At 42.0% G+C, this 16,101-nt stretch carries 18 protein-coding genes; 6 read left to right on the top strand and 12 right to left on the bottom strand.

Going from position 1 to position 16,101, the window contains the following annotated elements; genetic code table 11:
- Position 1: 1 nt before the first annotated feature.
- From DSL64_RS24275 to DSL64_RS24255, 5 genes are all read right to left on the bottom strand, one after another.
- Entirely contained in the window at positions 2-292 is a 291-nt protein-coding gene (locus DSL64_RS24275) for a phosphohydrolase (protein WP_229217214.1), read from the bottom strand.
- 82 nt (positions 293-374) lie between these two features.
- Positions 375-962, bottom strand: a complete 588-nt coding sequence (locus DSL64_RS24270; protein ID WP_229213821.1) for a sigma-70 family RNA polymerase sigma factor — start codon at positions 960-962, stop codon at positions 375-377.
- 227 nt (positions 963-1,189) lie between these two features.
- Entirely contained in the window at positions 1,190-1,645 is a 456-nt protein-coding gene (locus tag DSL64_RS24265; protein WP_229217213.1) for a hypothetical protein, read from the bottom strand.
- 44 nt (positions 1,646-1,689) lie between these two features.
- Complete coding sequence (gene mreC, locus DSL64_RS24260; protein ID WP_115833543.1) at positions 1,690-2,529, bottom strand: rod shape-determining protein MreC; 840 nt, start codon at positions 2,527-2,529, stop codon at positions 1,690-1,692.
- A 61-nt stretch (positions 2,530-2,590) separates the two neighbouring features.
- On the bottom strand, positions 2,591-3,616 hold the full coding sequence (locus DSL64_RS24255; RefSeq protein WP_115833542.1) for a rod shape-determining protein: 1,026 nt from the start codon (positions 3,614-3,616) through the stop codon (positions 2,591-2,593).
- Between the two features lie 268 nt (positions 3,617-3,884).
- Between DSL64_RS24255 and DSL64_RS24250 the strand changes: the two genes are divergently transcribed.
- Genes DSL64_RS24250 through DSL64_RS24240 form a run of 3 tightly spaced genes read left to right on the top strand, consistent with a single transcriptional unit; the run spans position 3,885 to position 7,017 of the window.
- The gene (locus DSL64_RS24250) at positions 3,885-5,387 is read left to right on the top strand and encodes a GH3 auxin-responsive promoter family protein (RefSeq protein ID WP_115833541.1); all 1,503 of its coding nucleotides are present in this window, start codon (positions 3,885-3,887) and stop codon (positions 5,385-5,387) included.
- A 14-nt stretch (positions 5,388-5,401) separates the two neighbouring features.
- Entirely contained in the window at positions 5,402-6,568 is a 1,167-nt protein-coding gene (locus DSL64_RS24245) for a 1-deoxy-D-xylulose-5-phosphate reductoisomerase (RefSeq protein WP_115833540.1), read from the top strand.
- Complete coding sequence (locus tag DSL64_RS24240; protein ID WP_115833539.1) at positions 6,568-7,017, top strand: hypothetical protein; 450 nt, start codon at positions 6,568-6,570, stop codon at positions 7,015-7,017. The genes DSL64_RS24245 and DSL64_RS24240 overlap by 1 nt, the downstream gene beginning before the upstream one ends.
- 140 nt (positions 7,018-7,157) lie before the next feature.
- Here DSL64_RS24240 and DSL64_RS24235 read toward each other — a convergent pair whose 3' ends face one another.
- The 5 genes from DSL64_RS24235 to DSL64_RS24215 form a co-directional block, all read right to left on the bottom strand.
- Positions 7,158-7,922: a glycosyltransferase family 2 protein gene (locus tag DSL64_RS24235; protein ID WP_115833538.1), complete on the bottom strand. Its 765-nt coding sequence runs from the start codon at positions 7,920-7,922 to the stop codon at positions 7,158-7,160.
- Between the two features lie 44 nt (positions 7,923-7,966).
- The gene (locus DSL64_RS24230; protein ID WP_115833537.1) at positions 7,967-8,791 is read right to left on the bottom strand and encodes a glycosyltransferase family 2 protein; all 825 of its coding nucleotides are present in this window, start codon (positions 8,789-8,791) and stop codon (positions 7,967-7,969) included.
- Between the two features lie 54 nt (positions 8,792-8,845).
- Positions 8,846-9,664: a phytanoyl-CoA dioxygenase family protein gene (locus DSL64_RS24225; RefSeq protein WP_115833536.1), complete on the bottom strand. Its 819-nt coding sequence runs from the start codon at positions 9,662-9,664 to the stop codon at positions 8,846-8,848.
- A 97-nt stretch (positions 9,665-9,761) separates the two neighbouring features.
- A complete protein-coding gene (locus DSL64_RS24220; protein WP_115833535.1) occupies positions 9,762-10,697 on the bottom strand; it encodes a glycoside hydrolase family protein in 936 nt (311 codons plus the stop codon).
- Positions 10,698-10,748: 51 nt separating this feature from the next.
- Positions 10,749-11,630, bottom strand: coding sequence for a class I SAM-dependent methyltransferase (locus DSL64_RS24215; RefSeq protein ID WP_115833534.1), 882 nt, complete (start codon positions 11,628-11,630; stop codon positions 10,749-10,751).
- Between the two features lie 189 nt (positions 11,631-11,819).
- On the opposite strand from DSL64_RS24215, the gene DSL64_RS24210 reads away from it, so the two are divergent.
- Positions 11,820-13,013: a M20 metallopeptidase family protein gene (locus DSL64_RS24210; protein WP_115833533.1), complete on the top strand. Its 1,194-nt coding sequence runs from the start codon at positions 11,820-11,822 to the stop codon at positions 13,011-13,013.
- Here the strand turns inward: DSL64_RS24210 and DSL64_RS24205 are convergent.
- Positions 12,991-13,740 carry a polyprenol monophosphomannose synthase gene (locus DSL64_RS24205; protein ID WP_115833532.1) on the bottom strand — a complete coding sequence of 250 codons (750 nt, stop codon included), beginning with the start codon at positions 13,738-13,740 and terminating at the stop codon, positions 12,991-12,993. The two genes, DSL64_RS24210 and DSL64_RS24205, sit on opposite strands and share 23 nt — an antisense overlap.
- A 45-nt stretch (positions 13,741-13,785) precedes the next feature.
- The gene (locus tag DSL64_RS24200) at positions 13,786-14,160 is read right to left on the bottom strand and encodes a DUF4296 domain-containing protein (RefSeq protein ID WP_115833581.1); all 375 of its coding nucleotides are present in this window, start codon (positions 14,158-14,160) and stop codon (positions 13,786-13,788) included.
- A 69-nt stretch (positions 14,161-14,229) separates the two neighbouring features.
- On the opposite strand from DSL64_RS24200, the gene DSL64_RS24195 reads away from it, so the two are divergent.
- Together DSL64_RS24195 and DSL64_RS24190 are read left to right on the top strand one after the other, a co-directional pair.
- Positions 14,230-15,120 carry a DUF58 domain-containing protein gene (locus DSL64_RS24195; RefSeq protein WP_115833580.1) on the top strand — a complete coding sequence of 297 codons (891 nt, stop codon included), beginning with the start codon at positions 14,230-14,232 and terminating at the stop codon, positions 15,118-15,120.
- A 3-nt stretch (positions 15,121-15,123) separates the two neighbouring features.
- On the top strand, positions 15,124-16,098 hold the full coding sequence (locus DSL64_RS24190) for a hypothetical protein (protein WP_229217212.1): 975 nt from the start codon (positions 15,124-15,126) through the stop codon (positions 16,096-16,098).
- Positions 16,099-16,101: the final 3 nt, after the last annotated feature.

The following is a 16,101-nucleotide window of genomic DNA, read 5'->3' as shown; positions in this document are numbered from 1 at the left end:
ACTAACCGTTAATTTTTGAAATAATAGTATTCAAAATGTTCTGAGGACAAGGCTTTTTCTGAACTTTGCTGCTCAAAGAATCTTTAATACACTTTTCGAGGCGATAAGCTTCTATACAAGGGATGCATTTATCCATGTTTTCTCTGAAGTGATCCTTCTCCGCCTCGGTTGCTTCGTCGTCAAGTATTGCCTGAATGACTTTCATACATTCAGCATGATGCTCGCAGGTATGCTTCATGGTTTGCTTTTGCGCTTCTTCTGTCACAGAAGGCGTCTTCAAAGATGCATTCATTACCGGTAATGATAAAAAAGAATTATGGAATATGTACAGTTGTACCTTATAACCACTTAGGTTACAAAAAAAGTTTCAAACGTTATGAATCATATCCCATTGAGCTCGCATAACTTTTCAGTTTCTCTTTCAAAAGGTTACGAGCACGGTGCAATCTAGATCTTACAGTACCGATAGGTATATCCAGAATTTTAGCCATTTCCTCGTAAGTGAATCCTTCTATATCGCAAAGGATGATCACGGTACGGAAGTCGACCGGTAACGCATTTAAAGCATTGGCCACTTCGTCCCCAATCAGCTCCTGAACTGCATCAGCCCGCAAATCTACCGTGTAAGTAGTATCCGAAGCTTCTTCTGAATTATAGGTAGTCTCAACCTCCTGATAATCTACCTTGGAAGGTTCTTTGCTCTTCTTACGGTAATCATTGATGAAGCTGTTTTTTAAAATTCTGAAAAGCCAGGCTTTTGCATTGGTACCTTGCTCAAAAGAAGAAATAAACCTGAAAGCTTTTAAATAGGTATCCTGAACCAGGTCATTAGCATCGTCTTCGTCCATGGTAAGACGAAAGGCGAAATTGTACATGGAGTCAATATGAGGCATGAATTCACGGTTAAAAACCTCATAGCGAAGGTCATCCGTATATCCATTGTTCGTGAGTGTTTCTGACATGGCGACTAACATAGGAATGCTGAATTTACAAAGATTAACAACAGCTCCAAACGGTACAAATTAAAATTTGATGAACGGCTTTTTGAAGCACCGAAAACCCGTTCACTAGTTGAAAGGAAGTGTGACGCAACTGACAACCTGTTATTTCAGAATCTTACTCCAACCATTATTATATGTATATACATCAAATAATGAGCCAGGGTCACCAGCTGCGACAAATTGTCATACTACCTTTTTGAGAAAAGTTCCAGGAGAATCAACACAATAGTACTTAACACTACGCTGGCACAAATGCGAATGAAAGTATACAGGATCATGCCAAAGCTGTTCATTTCCATCAGGAAAAGTACAGCGTGATGTATGAAAATAAGAGGTACGATATATGCCAAAAATGATCCGAGCCCTTGCGACCGGATGCCAAGCTCCATTCGTTCCGTTCCCTTAGCTTCCATTTGATAATTCACCAGATAGGGTTTGAGGTAGGCAATCAGAACGGTGGCAAATGCATGCATTCCGAAGGTATTGGAAAAAACATCGACAGTGAATCCCGTTGCGAAACCTATGAGCAACAAATACAACCTATCGGTATCAGCTGGTAACAGTAACACGCCTCCGATATAGACAAAGCAGAATGCATAATTGAAGAGTACAACATTACGCAAAAACAAAATCTGCAGTATCATATACAGCAATATCATTAAGGAGTATTGAATAGCTTCCCGTAAACTCATTTTTGATCTACTGTACGTGATTTAAGTTTCTCTTGCTCCCCAAGCTGGTGATTTTGTACCACATAGACGTAAGACAGATTCCTGAAGTCGGTAGCCAGTCTTAAAGCAATATTATAAAATGTCTGATCCGGGTGTACTTCCACATGCTCCACTTTCCCCACCATAATACCTGGAGGGAAAACAGAATTCTGGTTTGAAGTTACAGCGGAATCTCCTTTGAAAACTTTAGTATATTTCGAAACATCCACCAGATCAATCACTGACGGATCTTTACCCGGCCATTTTGCATAACCTATTTCGTTGCTTCTGACAAGCCTCGAAGAAACCATAAACTGCGAATGCAGAATGGATGTAATCACCGAATAGTTTTCAGAACAGAAACGTACTTTACCAACGACACCGGTAGCGGATATCACACCCATTCCAGGTTGTATCCCGTCTGCCAGCCCTTTATCTATCGTGATTACATTGTTCGCTTTTGTTGTTTCATTGTCTACCACTTTGGCTACTGTGTAAGAAAAACGAGAAGCAAAAGCTGAGTCCGGTACATATCCTACCGGGGCATCGGACGGGTTACGTTGCGTCACATCCGCAAGCATAGCATGTAACCTAGCATTCTCATGTGCCAGATCCGCATTAATTTCTCCCAGCTTGGCATACTCCTGCGCAGCATTCGACAATGCAAGCGTTTTGGCTACATAATAATTGGATGTATTGAAGTACGTAGCACCCCAATAAGAATTATTGCGCACAATAAGCCATACACTGAGTACTTCCAGCAAAACAAACACCAGGAAGAAACGATTCCGGATAACAAAATCAACGAGCTGGAGCATAGGCAAAAAATGCTCCCATATCCAGTGACATGGGAGCTATAAAAAACGTTGATAATCCGAATCAGGAAATCAATACAGGCTTATAAAGTTCCAGATTCTTCAAAACCTCACCTGTACCTTTCACTACAGCCTTTAACGGATCCTCAGCAATATGTACCGGTAACTTTGTCTTTTGTGAAATCCGGCGGTCAAGACCATGAATCAATGCACCACCACCAGTGAGCCAGATACCATTCTTGAAAATATCGGCAGAAAGCTCAGGCGGAGAAATTTCCAGCGCTTTCATCACTCCTTCTTCTATTTTAGATATTGATTTATCGAGAGAATAAGCAATTTCACTATACGTTACCTTAATTTCTTTTGGAATACCTGTCATCAAATCACGACCGCGTACCTGATAGTCTTCCAGAGCGATTTCCAGCTCAGGAGATGCAGAACCTATCGCCATTTTGATCAACTCAGCAGAACGCTCACCGATCAGCAGGTTGTGCTCGCGGCGCATGTAATCAACAATATCACGTGTAAACACATCCCCGGCAATACGTACCGACTGCTCACAAACAATACCGGAAAGAGCAATAACGGCGATTTCGGTAGTACCACCACCAATGTCCACGATCATCACCCCATTAGGTTGTGTAATATCTATCCCGATACCTATTGCAGCAGCAATCGGCTCATGTACCATATACACTTCTTTCGCGCCTGCATGCTCACAGGAATCTTTTACTGCACGCTTTTCAACTTCTGTAATGCCTGAAGGGATACAAACCACCATTCTGTGAGAAGCAGAAAAGAACCGGTTGCCTGTATCAATCATCTTGATTAACCCTCTGATCATCATCTCCGCAGCGGTAAAATCTGCGATAACACCGTCTTTGAGAGGACGGATTGTCTTTATATTCTCGTTGGTCTTCTCATGCATTTGCATAGCTGTGTGGCCAATCGCGAGTACTTTACCAGTGGTTTTATCCATGGCAATAATCGACGGCTCATCGACAACTACAGTATCCTTGTGGATGATAAGGGTATTGGCAGTACCCAAATCTATCGCAATGTCGCTTGTTAAAAAATCAAACAATCCCATATATATATTTAAAATTTCTTTATCTCTGAATTCAAGGTTGCAAAATTACAGATTATTACCCACAAACAAAGTCATTTGACAAAATTCACATACAGACCATTTCATCTTTCGAAAACCACTCTAAATGCAGTTATTTCAACACATTGTCCCTTGTAGAACTAGTATGTAATGACTATCTCGTACATCCCAAAATCACCATTAAAAGCATCTCTTCATGCTACCCGATTTATAACGGAATTTACAAATCCTGCGTACATTTGTTTTTACTATGGGAATCAAATCACTTTTGAGTGAGCCGTTGGCTCGCTATATCGTATCACAACAACATGAGTGGATTGCGCGCAGCGTACAAGTGCAGGACGAATGGCTCAGCGCGTTGATAAAAAAAGCACGCGACACTCAATTCGGAAGGGATCACCATTTTAAGGATATACAATCCTACTCCGACTTTAAAGAAGCAGTTCCCGTAAGTGATTACGAAGATCTTAAAAGCTATATTGCCCGTATTAAGGAAGGAGAGCAAGATATCCTATGGCCGGGAAAACCGCTCTATTTTGCAAAAACATCGGGTACAACTTCGGGCACAAAGTATATACCAATCTCTAAGGATTCCATATCCAACCATATCAACTCTGCCAAAAATGCCATTCTGACATATATTGCAGAAACGGGCAAATCTCAATTTTTAGATCATAAACTTATTTTCCTTTCCGGAAGCCCGGTACTTACTGACACAGGTGGGGTTCTGACAGGCCGTTTATCAGGAATTTCAAACCATCATGTTCCTGCATACCTGCGTTCTAATCAGTTGCCAAGCTACGAAACCAACTGTATCGAAGACTGGGAAACCAAGCTGGACAAAATCATAGATGAGACAATCGATGAGCCAATGTCTCTTATTTCCGGCATTCCTCCATGGGTACAAATGTACTTTGACAGGATTATAGCCCGAACCGGCAAAAAAATTAAAGATGTATTCCCGGAGTTTTCACTCTTCATCTATGGAGGTGTGAATTTTGAACCCTATCGCGCCAAACTTTTCGAATCTATCGGTAAACGTATTGACTCTATTGAGCTTTATCCGGCTTCAGAAGGATTCTTTGCGTATCAGGATTCTCAGGAGGAAGAAGGTTTGTTACTATTGCTCAACACAGGCATTTTTTATGAATTTATCCCCTCAGAAAATTTCTTTGACGAAAACCCGAAAAGGCTTTCCATCGGAGAAGTAGAAGTAGGTAAGAACTATGCGATGATAGTCAATAACAACGCCGGTCTATGGGGTTATTCACTGGGAGATACGGTACGCTTTGTATCTACCAATCCATACCGTGTGGTTGTTTCAGGACGTATTAAACATTTTATCTCAGCTTTTGGTGAACACGTAATTGGCGAAGAGATAGAGAAAGCGTTGCGCTATGGTATGGAGCGCCATCCCGAAGTGGAAGTGGTGGAATTTACAGTAGCACCCATGGTAACGGCATCTGGCGGCAGCCTGCCTTATCACGAATGGTTGGTGGAATTTGCCAAAGAACCGGTGAACATGGCAGATTTTGTTGCCGATGTAGACAGACGACTAACAGAGCTCAACGTATATTACGACGATCTTATCAAAGGAAGTATTCTCCGCCAACTGGTACTGGTGCCACTCCGCAAGAATACGTTTATTGATTACATGAGGGCAAATGGCAAACTGGGTGGTCAGAATAAGGTACCCAGACTCTCCAATGATCGTAAAATCGCTGACGAACTGATTAAGATAAACCGCTCCTGAGGGACAAGAAATATATGATGAGTAAAAAACGTATAGCCATTCTCGGGTCTACCGGATCAATAGGAACTCAGGCACTAGATGTAATTGAGGCAAATCTGGATACATTTTCCTTAGAAGTCATTACCGCACAAACAAGTGCCACGTTACTGATAGCGCAGGCCCGGAAATTCCTCCCCAAAGAAGTAGTTATCGGAAACAAGGATTTCTATGATCAGGTGAAAGCGGCGCTGTCTGACCTGCCAATCAAGGTCTACACGGGCTCCTCTGCACTTGTTTCAGTCGTAGAATCCGATTCTGTAGATGTAGTGTTAACAGCAATGGTTGGCTATGCAGGACTGCTACCCACAATTCACGCTATTAAGGCTGGAAAAGACATTGCCCTGGCAAACAAAGAAACGCTTGTGGTGGCAGGAGAGCTGATCATGGGACTTGCCAAAGCACACGACGTCAATATTTATCCGGTTGATTCAGAGCATTCTGCAATATTCCAATGCCTTGCAGGAGAAGAGCATAATCCGATTGAGAAAATTATTCTGACCGCATCGGGAGGACCATTCCGTGGAAAGGATCGTTCATTGCTGGCTTCTGTCAAAAAAGAGCAAGCTTTAAAGCATCCCAACTGGTCAATGGGGGCTAAAATTACCATTGATTCTGCCACATTAATGAACAAAGGTCTGGAAGTTATTGAAGCTAAATGGCTTTTTAATCTTACAGCCAGCCAGATTGAGGTCATCGTACATCCACAGAGTATCGTCCATTCTTTGGTTCAGTTTGAAGATGGCAGTATCAAAGCACAACTCGGCCTGCCGGATATGAAATTGCCGATACAATATGCGTTACACTATCCGCAGCGCCTGAAAAGTGATTTTCCACGGTTTAGTTTCATGGATTACCCCTCACTCACTTTCGAGAAGCCTGATATGGAGACATTCCGTAACCTCGCCATAGCTTATCATGTTCTGGAAAAAGGTGGCAATGCAGCATGCATTATCAATGCTGCCAATGAGATTGCAGTAGATGCATTTTTACACGACAGAGTCGGATTTTTAGAGATCTCTGATGTAATTCTGGAGACCCTTGAAAAAGTCGATTTTATCCCAAACCCCGGTTACGACGATTACGTTCAGACCAATGAGGCAGCAAGGCGCTACGCTTCGGAAATGATCCAAGTGAAAATCTAATGAAATCCCTTTTGTTTAAATATATATCAGTAGCACTGGCAAGTACTCTTAAATTTTTCGGAGGACCAATAACAGGTGTATTGCTACAACTAAACTGGCTTGAAACTGCGCTATTTTCTGCTATAGGAATGATGTTCAGCGTGGTGGTACTTACCTATGCCGGAAAAGCAGTACAATCTCTTATAAGTCAATACAGAAAGACGCCACCTAAAAAATTTAGCAAAACGAATAGGCTAGCCATCAAAATCTGGAAGAAATTCGGAATCATAGGAATCGCATTTTTGACTCCACCCTTATTCACACCACTTTTTGGACCATTGCTGGCGGTTGCGTTCCGTGTTCCACGCTCATCCATATTTATCTGGATGACGATCAGCGCTATAGTCTGGGGTTTGGCGATATCTTACATTGCCCACAAAATGACGTTTATCCAGGAATGGATTAAGTGAGGTGGGGGTTAAGAATGAAAAGTTAAAAATGAAGAGTTAATTTAACCGCAGCGGCGGCTCGATCTTAATTCTTAACCGCAGCGACGGCCCGGTCTTAATTCTTAATTCCTAATTCCTAATTCCTAATTCTTAATCAAAAACTACCTGCTTACCTCCTTCCTAGGTGCTTCTGATTTTTTCTTAAAATCTCCTCTTGAAAAGTATTTTTCAATAAAACAGTACATAAGAATAAAGAAATAGCGGCTGCCCATTTCTTTGATTTTGAGCTTTGATTCTCCGTATTTGCGGTTTGTCCAGCTATTAGGAACAACCGCATAATTATAGCCACGAACCATGGCTTTGAGAGGCAATTCTAAAGTAAGGTTAAAATGTGGTGCAAGAAATGGCTTTAACCCTTCAATGGTTTCACGCTTATACAGTTTAAAAGCGTTGGTAGTATCATTGTATTTGATCCCCATTACCATCTTCACAATCATATTGGCAACACGGTTTATCACCTTTTTCAAACCCGGGTAATCAATAACTTTGCCTCCCTTTTCCCAGCGGGATCCAAAAATGCAGTCGTAGTTTCCTTCCAGCATTTTATTGTAGAATTTCACCAGATCTTCAGGATCATCGGACATATCTGCCATAAAAACAGCAACACAGTCACCTTTGAATCTTTCCAGCCCATAACGTACCGCATAACCAAAGCCATTCGGCCCGGGATTAGTGTAATAGGTCAGAGTAGGGATGGTAAGTGACAATTCATCCAATACCCGTAAAGTCCCATCTTTGGAATTATCGTTGGTAACACATATTTCGTGAGGTATATTGTACTTATTTAAGGTGCCGTAAAGCGCCCTTAACGTGTCCGATATAGACTCTTCTTCATTATATGCCGGTATTACAACGCTTAGCTTCATATAGGTTAATCAGTGAAAACAGTACAAATTAAAGATTATTAATTCTAATGTCCAATTTTGTCAAGTTCTGAAAGGCGAGCATCATAAGAAGCAACTGTTTTTTCGATGGTGTCATTATACCGATAATCAAGCCATACATTCACAGCCTCAAACATCTCCTTCCTGTTTTGCCAGAATTTTCTGTTTGTATTGGCATGAACATTACTTAATCCTGCGCTATGTTTACGATAGATACTCATCGTCTCCGGAAGGTACCCTATTTTACCCTGAGCCGCCAACTGAATCATAATGGCCCAATCACCTGCTGCAGCGCCCGCGTGCCAGTCAGCAAAATCATTTTCTAAGAAATGATTCCTGTACAACCAGCTTGCTGTGGCCATAAACCATTTATCTTCCAAAATGTCTACAATTGTGGAAGTAAGTTTCTGATCAGTATCATTGAAAGAATGACTTGGCGATCCATCTTCATAAATCACCTCTGCATTATGATGACATATCGCATAATCGGGATTGGCATCCAGAAAATCCACCTGCTTCTGCAATTTCAATGGATCAGTCCAATAATCGTCCCCTTCACACATGGCGACATATTCTCCTTTACAGGCTTTCAGCAGACCTAGCACATTGTTTCTTCCGGCAAACTCTCTTGGTTCCGCAGGTCCCTGATTTTCAGCATGGAGAAAAGCACGGATACGGCCCGGATTTGCTGCTATATATTGCCTGATAATATCCTGTGTGCCGTCTTTAGACGCATCATCACCAATCACAATTTCGAAATCAAAATTGGTTTGCTGCATCAGTGCCCCATCAAGCATCTGACCAATATACTTTTCGTGATTATAAGCGGGAACACAAACTGAGACTTTCATAAAAGAGAAAAAGCACCAGCCTGATGACTGATGCTTGTATTAATTCGTATTTGTTTAACTGTAAACTTCCAACAGCTGCTCTTTCGTGGGAAAGTCGGGCGTGACAAGCTCCGTTTCAGGTTTGTAAATATAGGCCATCGGATATCCCCTTTCTATGAAAGTAGGCTCATCCAGATTATTATATCTCAACTGCACCGACCAGCGGATGTTGTTAGTGACATTATTACCCGACTGATGTATCAGGAACGAAGAGAAGATCAGAATATCTCCTACTTTAAATTCCGTCTGAATAAAATCTTCTTCTTTGAGTGAAGAAGTAATACCTCCCTGATAACCCGATGCACTTGACGCCTGAAGACCAAACTTGTGGCTTCCCGGAATCACTTGCAAAGCGCCAATTTCAGCACCGGCATCCACCATCGGAAACCAGATTACAGCACTGTCCAGAGAACCCTGTCCTGTACGCCAATCCTGATGTGCATCCAGTTTCCAGTGTTTGCTCCCGTCTTTTGACAAGAAACGGCTGTTGAACTGCATAGCAGCGCGTGCTCCGATTACCGGATTTGCCAAACCAACCTCTTTCAGCAGGTTCTCGATTTTAGGATCAAGTCCAAGACGATGAAGTGAAAAACTATGCTGTACAGTTTTCCCGGTACCTACAAATGCTTCAAAATCCTTTTCGAAGAACTCGAACATTGCATTTTCAAAAGCATCCTTGTCATCTATATCAACCGATTTCCCGGTAACTCTTTTTATCTGAGCTGCGAATATTTTCCGAGCCTCTGTATAAATGGAATTAACCTGATCTTTCTCCAGAAAATTTCTGAGAATTACATATCCGTCTTCATTGAACTGTTCGCGAAGTGTACTCATTTTATGATCAATTTTTTTGCAAGATATTTACATTCAAAACTATCATCAGGTAAAAGTTCATGGTATGACGTGAGTCAGTACGTATGGTGATATTTTTTTAGTCTTCCCAAACAGCATAAGCAAAGCCAGCTGCCCCGAAACCATTTCCATTATATAAAAGATATTTCTTACCGTTATGCTCGTAGTAATTGGCATAATCGATCATTTGGTAATCAAAATCTTCAGGATTGTCCGATTTTGAAATACCAACCAGATGATCCTTCCGCTCCCAATTTGTTCCGTCTACAGACTCAGCGTAGCCAAGGCGGTAACTTTGGTTACGGTCGGTACGGTAATCTCTTGTGTGACGGTACGAATAGTACATTTTATAGATACCATCTTCCTTGAACACACTCGGACGCCCCACTGCATGAAGGAAATCATCAAAATCAAGTGTAGGAACATCGCTGATTTCCCAGTGAATTCCATCTTTTGAAATAGCTGACTGTCCCCGGTAGTAAGGCTCGGGATAGTCGTGAATATACTCACATTTATGACCTGAGATATACCACATTCTCCAGGTACCGTCATCTTCACGGATTACAGAAGGTTGTGCAGCCCAAAGCGGATTTTGGATACTGCGATCCATAATCGGTCCTGTGAACATTTTTTTGAAAGATATACCACCATCGTGACTTACCGCAAGACCCATAGAAAGTCTGTACGAATTCCAGGTTCTGTTCCAGCCTGTGTAATAAAGCCAGATATCACCATTCGGCATATCGACAAACCACGACGGCATGGCACCGGTTTCATCGTATTCGCCAGGTCCACCCAATTCAAGAATGGGTTTGTCATGTATGTTGATTATCTTTTTCGGATTGTCATAATCTACATCCAGGAAGGTTGGCCTCGACTGACCACTCGCATCACGGGATGAGAAATAGATTCGTAAAAAATCTTTATGCTTGTATGCAAACGGCACCTGAGCATGCGAAAGGCTATGCGGCAGACTTCCGTCCGGTTTATATATAACTCCTTTTTTTACCCACATTGTAATTGTCCTTTTATTTCGTACTTAACCCGTAACACTGTCAGCTGTCGCTTAGTCAACTGCTTTTTCAGCGCGCAGTCTCCAGTTATCAACAAAGTCTTTCCCGGGAATCGGCAGATCAATATCTACCTCAGGAGCTTTTGCCGTTACACGGTATTCAAGTACATAAAAAGCATTACCAAAAATGTAGTGTAGCTTCAGATCTTCCACATTCGCAGGTACATCTTCTATAGGTACCTCGGCACGGAAAAGTGGATTAGCCTTTAATAAAGTAGCGTAAGTTGGCGTGTTTCTCAACCATGGAGCAACACTCTCATCTCCAACAACCACCTTTCCGCCTGGCTTCACAACGCGGGTCAATTCATCAAATGCTCTCTTTCTTTCCGAAAAAGTATTAATTCCGCCAAAGTGGAATACAGCATCGAATGTATCATCAGCAAAAGGAAGGTAAGATCCGTTGCCAAGGAAATAATGAACATTCACATCGTCTGCAGAAAGTTTATCCTGAGCCAGCTTCAACATATTGGGCGACAAGTCAGACAAAACCGCTGTTCCGCCAGGTCTTACTCTGTTCAGGATCAGCGCAGAATCTTTACCAGTTCCGGCACCTACTTCAAGTGCCTTCATACCTGGTTTTAACTCCATCAAATCTATCATAAACTCCCGTGTCGCTGCTTCGTCGGAGTGATTCAGTGTTTCAAAAACCCAGGAAACACCTTTATCGTAACGTAGAAAAGCCTGATCGTAAAGGTACTGCTCTCTTGCATCTCCGGGAAGTAGCTCCTTGGGATACAGCATATTAACAATTCCATTTTCATTTACATCGTAAACAACACCATCCTCGCTGGTGAGTGTTTTACCATCTTCTGCTATCGTTAGTGTGCCGCCGGTAAGTGGACAAACCAGCGATTTTAAAAACTCCTTATGATCCATTTTCTGTTGTCTTAATGATACATCGGTTCAAAATTACCTTTTTTATTGGAAGAACATTCAAAGAAACGTGCCTTCTTCACAAATGGTATAATTCAAAGTCGTTATGCCCGCAGCACCCTGCCCGATCCTAATTATTTGTACCTTTGCCCAAGTCGGTTCCTACCGCTATGTTACACCGTTTTTGTACTTATGTCACAGCTTCAGGAAAAAATAAAACAACTGGCCCGTCAACAGGCTGAACGCGTCATTGCTCATCGTCATCATCTGCACAGCAATCCGGAACTCTCATTTGAAGAATTCAAAACTGCTGAATATGTAGCTGCACAGTTGAGGGCAATAGGACTAAATCCACAGGAAGGCTTTGCCGGAACAGGGGTAGTTGCACTTATCGAAGGGAAAAATCCTGAATCGAGGATAGTCGGACTCCGTGCTGATATGGATGCCTTGCCTATTCTTGAGGCAAATGATGTTCCTTATAAATCAACAGTCCCTGGTGTGATGCATGCCTGTGGACATGATGTGCACACTTCCAGCCTATTAGGTACAGCAGCTATTTTGCAACAACTTAAAGATGAATTTGACGGAAGTATCAAGCTTGTTTTTCAACCGGCAGAAGAAAAAGCCCCGGGTGGAGCATCTATTATGATTAAGGAAGGTGTTCTGGAAAATCCACGGCCTGCCAGTATGATAGGTCAGCACGTTGCACCAAATGTACCTGTAGGCAAGATCGGTTTCCGTGAAGGTATGTATATGGCCAGTACGGACGAGCTATACCTTACCGTAAAAGGAAAGGGAGGACATGCTGCGGCTCCTCATCAGTTGGTAGATCCTGTTCTGATGGCATCACATATTATAGTGGCTTTACAGCAAATCATCAGCCGTAACAGAAATCCGGCCAATCCTGCCGTTTTGTCTTTCGGAAGGTTTATTGCTGATGGCGTGACCAACGTAATCCCCAACGAAGTGACTATTCAGGGAACATGGAGATGTATGGACGAAGAATGGCGTGAAGATGGACTCAAAAGAATGAAGAAACTAGCCGAAGGTATTGCAGAATCGATGGGAGGCTCTTGCCAGTTTGATGTTGTAAAAGGATATCCCTTCCTGAAAAATCATCCCGAACTGACAAGACGCACACGTACCGCCGCTACACAGTACGTGGGTGAAGAAAATATCGTTGACCTCGACCTGTGGATGGCCGGTGAAGATTTCGCCTTTTACTCACAGGTAGTAGACTCCTGCTTTTATCGTCTCGGAACACGTAATGAAGCACGCGGAATCATATCCGGAGTACATACACCAACATTCGACATTGATGAGTCGGCACTAGAAATTTCCACCGGGTTAATGAGCTGGCTCGCTATTTCTGAACTTGGTTCTTAGGGATATATCTTTTGAAGAAGCTATTTACTTTCAGGCTGATCACGCCCAAAATAGCTTCTTTAAATATACCTCTTGACATTTTTGAGGCTCCCTTAGTTCGGTCTGTAAAAATGATAGGCACCTCAGTAATACTGAAACCGTACTTCCATGAGTTGAATTTCATTTCAATCTGGAATGCATAGCCAATGAAACGAATACTGTCCAGATTAATCGTTTCCAACACGCGGCGGGTGTAGCAGATGAAACCGGCTGTCGGGTCCATAATCGTCATACCTGTAATCATTCTCACATAATAACCGGCGAAATAAGACATTAGTACTCGGTTAATGGGCCAGTTTACTACATTAACACCTGTAATATACCGCGATCCGATCGCCACATCATGTTTATCTACCGCACAGGCGTTGTAAAGGCGGATAAGATCTTCAGGAGGATGAGAAAAATCGGCATCCATTTCAAAGATATAATCATATCCTCTTTCAAGTGCCCACTTAAAACCATGAATATAAGCTGTTCCCAAACCCAGTTTGCCTTTCCGCTCCACCATATGAAGAGATGAAGGAAATTCCTGCATCAGTTTTTTCACCTCCAGGGCAGTCCCGTCAGGAGAACCATCATCAATAATAAGTACGTCGAAAGGATGTCCCAGGCTAAATACTTTGCGAATAATCGCTTCAATATTTTCGATTTCGTTGTATGTTGGAATAACAACAATACTATTGTTCACAGCTTATAATGTTAAGTTCTGATCCGACAAACGTAGACTACGTGTTCAGGGTTTGATATTATTATTCTTTTCCCGGGCTTCGATTTTTTTATTCACCTTTTCATAAATCTGGGACATCTGTTTGGGGTTAGTCATATAATAGTCATAACTATTCCGGTAAGCCAGTGTATCCACCTTATGTTTCTTCCAGATTTGCTTTTTCAGTGTATCAAAAACCATCAGAGAAGAATCTGATGATCTGAGCTGAAGCTTTGTAATTCGAGCCTCCGCAATGTGAATATCCGAGAGAATAGATGCCATTTCCTCCTGCGTCAGTACTTCTTTGGGCGGTTTGTTACTATCCGAACAACCAGAAGCAGCTAGCAAGCCAAGTATGAAAAGTAGAGAAACGAATGAGAAATTCACTGTACGTTCTACCATAACCCTCAAATACCTATCTTTGTTTGGCACCATTTGAGTGCAAAGGTGGTAATTTTTTTTGCAAATCGTATGTTCCAGCAGTTTTTAAGCAAGCTAAGAAAGTATGAAATTCGCATGCGAAAAGCCGTAACCAGCGAACGACATGGCAATTTCCATTCTGTGTTTAAAGGTTCCGGTCTTGAATTCGATGATCTTCGGCTGTATCAGTATGGGGACGATGTGCGCGCCATAGACTGGAACACTTCTGCTAAAGGACATGGTACATTTGTAAAAATATTCAAAGAAGACAAAGAGCAAACAGCATTTTTTATGCTGGATGTGAGCGCCTCGCAACAGGTAGGCGAAGTTAAAAAGCTCAAAATAGACATTGCTAAAGAGATTTGTGGTGTACTCACTCTCTCCGCGATACAAGAAGCAAGCCGGGTCGGACTGCTCTGTTTCTCTGATAAAACCGAACGTTATATCAGACCATCTGACGGCATGAAGCACGGGTACAGTGTCGTTTCGGAGTTATATAAGCTGGTTCCGGAATCTATACAGACCAATATTGCCGATGCAATTTTGGTAGCGCTTAATTTATTGCGACGCCGTAGCCTTGTGTTTCTTATTTCTGATTTTATTGACGAAAATTATTCGCACAACCTGAAAGCCCTTTGTCGCAAGCATGATGTGATCGTAATCCATTTGTACGATGCCCGCGAAACGAGTCTGCCGAGCCTGGGCATCATCCCTCTTTTTGATGCTGAAAAGCAACGCATCGTTTGGGTAAATACTTCTTCGAGGCAGTACCAGGAAAATATGGCTGATCGTTTCAAAAAGAGGAGCGCTGAACTGGAAAAAATATGCAGACAAAACCGTGCTGACTATATTGCGATCAACACCCAGGAAGATTATGTTCCCGGCCTGATCCATTTATTTAAAATTCGTCAGTATAGCAAAAGCGCTCAATCCTCATCGTAAAGAATGATTTATCTTTTTAAAAGCATTTACAGGATCAGCCTGAAACATACCTGCACGGATTTAAAATTAAATCTGATCGGAGTTGGTTTATGTATGCTTTTCATTTTGTGGGGCAATGCAACTTTCGGACAACAGAGCAAACCCAAAGGCACTTTCCTCACTGATAGTATAGAGGTAGGAAAACCATTTTTTTATGCCCTCAGTTATTCTCATGCTCCTAACAGGGAAGTTTTCTTTCCTGATACCACGTTCAGCTACACACCATTTGAAATCATTTCAAAAAAGAGCTTTCCTTCTGTAACCAATGCCGCAGGAACCATCACCATTGACAGTGCAGTCTATCAACTTGTAACTTTTGATGTCGCTCCCGTTCAGACACTACAGGTTCCCATTTATACTTTTGCCAGAGGAGATTCTACTCCAGTTTTCGGCAGGAAAGATTCCATATTTCTGAAGAAAAGTAATCTGAATCCAATACTGAAAAAGGAAAAATTACAACCCTCTGTGGTACTCGCTCCTTTGAGCAGCAATTTCAATTTTTCAAGATTGATCGGCACACTGGCGATAGCTCTGGGTATAGCCATTATCATCTATTGGGTTTTTGGAAAAGATATTTACAAGCAGTGGCGACTAATCAAATTGCAAAGAAGACATTTGGAATATCTTCGCTCTTTCAACAGGTTACTTCGGAATGCCAGAGAAAAGAATAATATCAAAGACGCTGAGAATGCGATTATCGTCTGGAAAAACTACCTGGAGCGGCTTGAAAAAAAACCATTTGCTACTTACACAACCCGGGAAATTATCGACAACATGCCCGACGATGCACTCGCCCAGGCTTTAAAAAAAATGGATGGAATTATTTATGGACAAGTCAAGTCCAATAATATGGATACGTTTCTGGAAGTCCTCAAAACAGGTGCTACCAAATTGTACCGGAGCAAAAGACGGCAAATATTAGATAACCCTGTATCCTGATAA

Source organism: Dyadobacter luteus (assembly GCF_003383615.1).
Lineage (GTDB): Bacteria > Bacteroidota > Bacteroidia > Cytophagales > Spirosomataceae > Dyadobacter > Dyadobacter luteus.
Note: the sequence above shows the minus strand (reverse complement) of the source record. Positions and strands in the feature narration are given on the sequence as shown.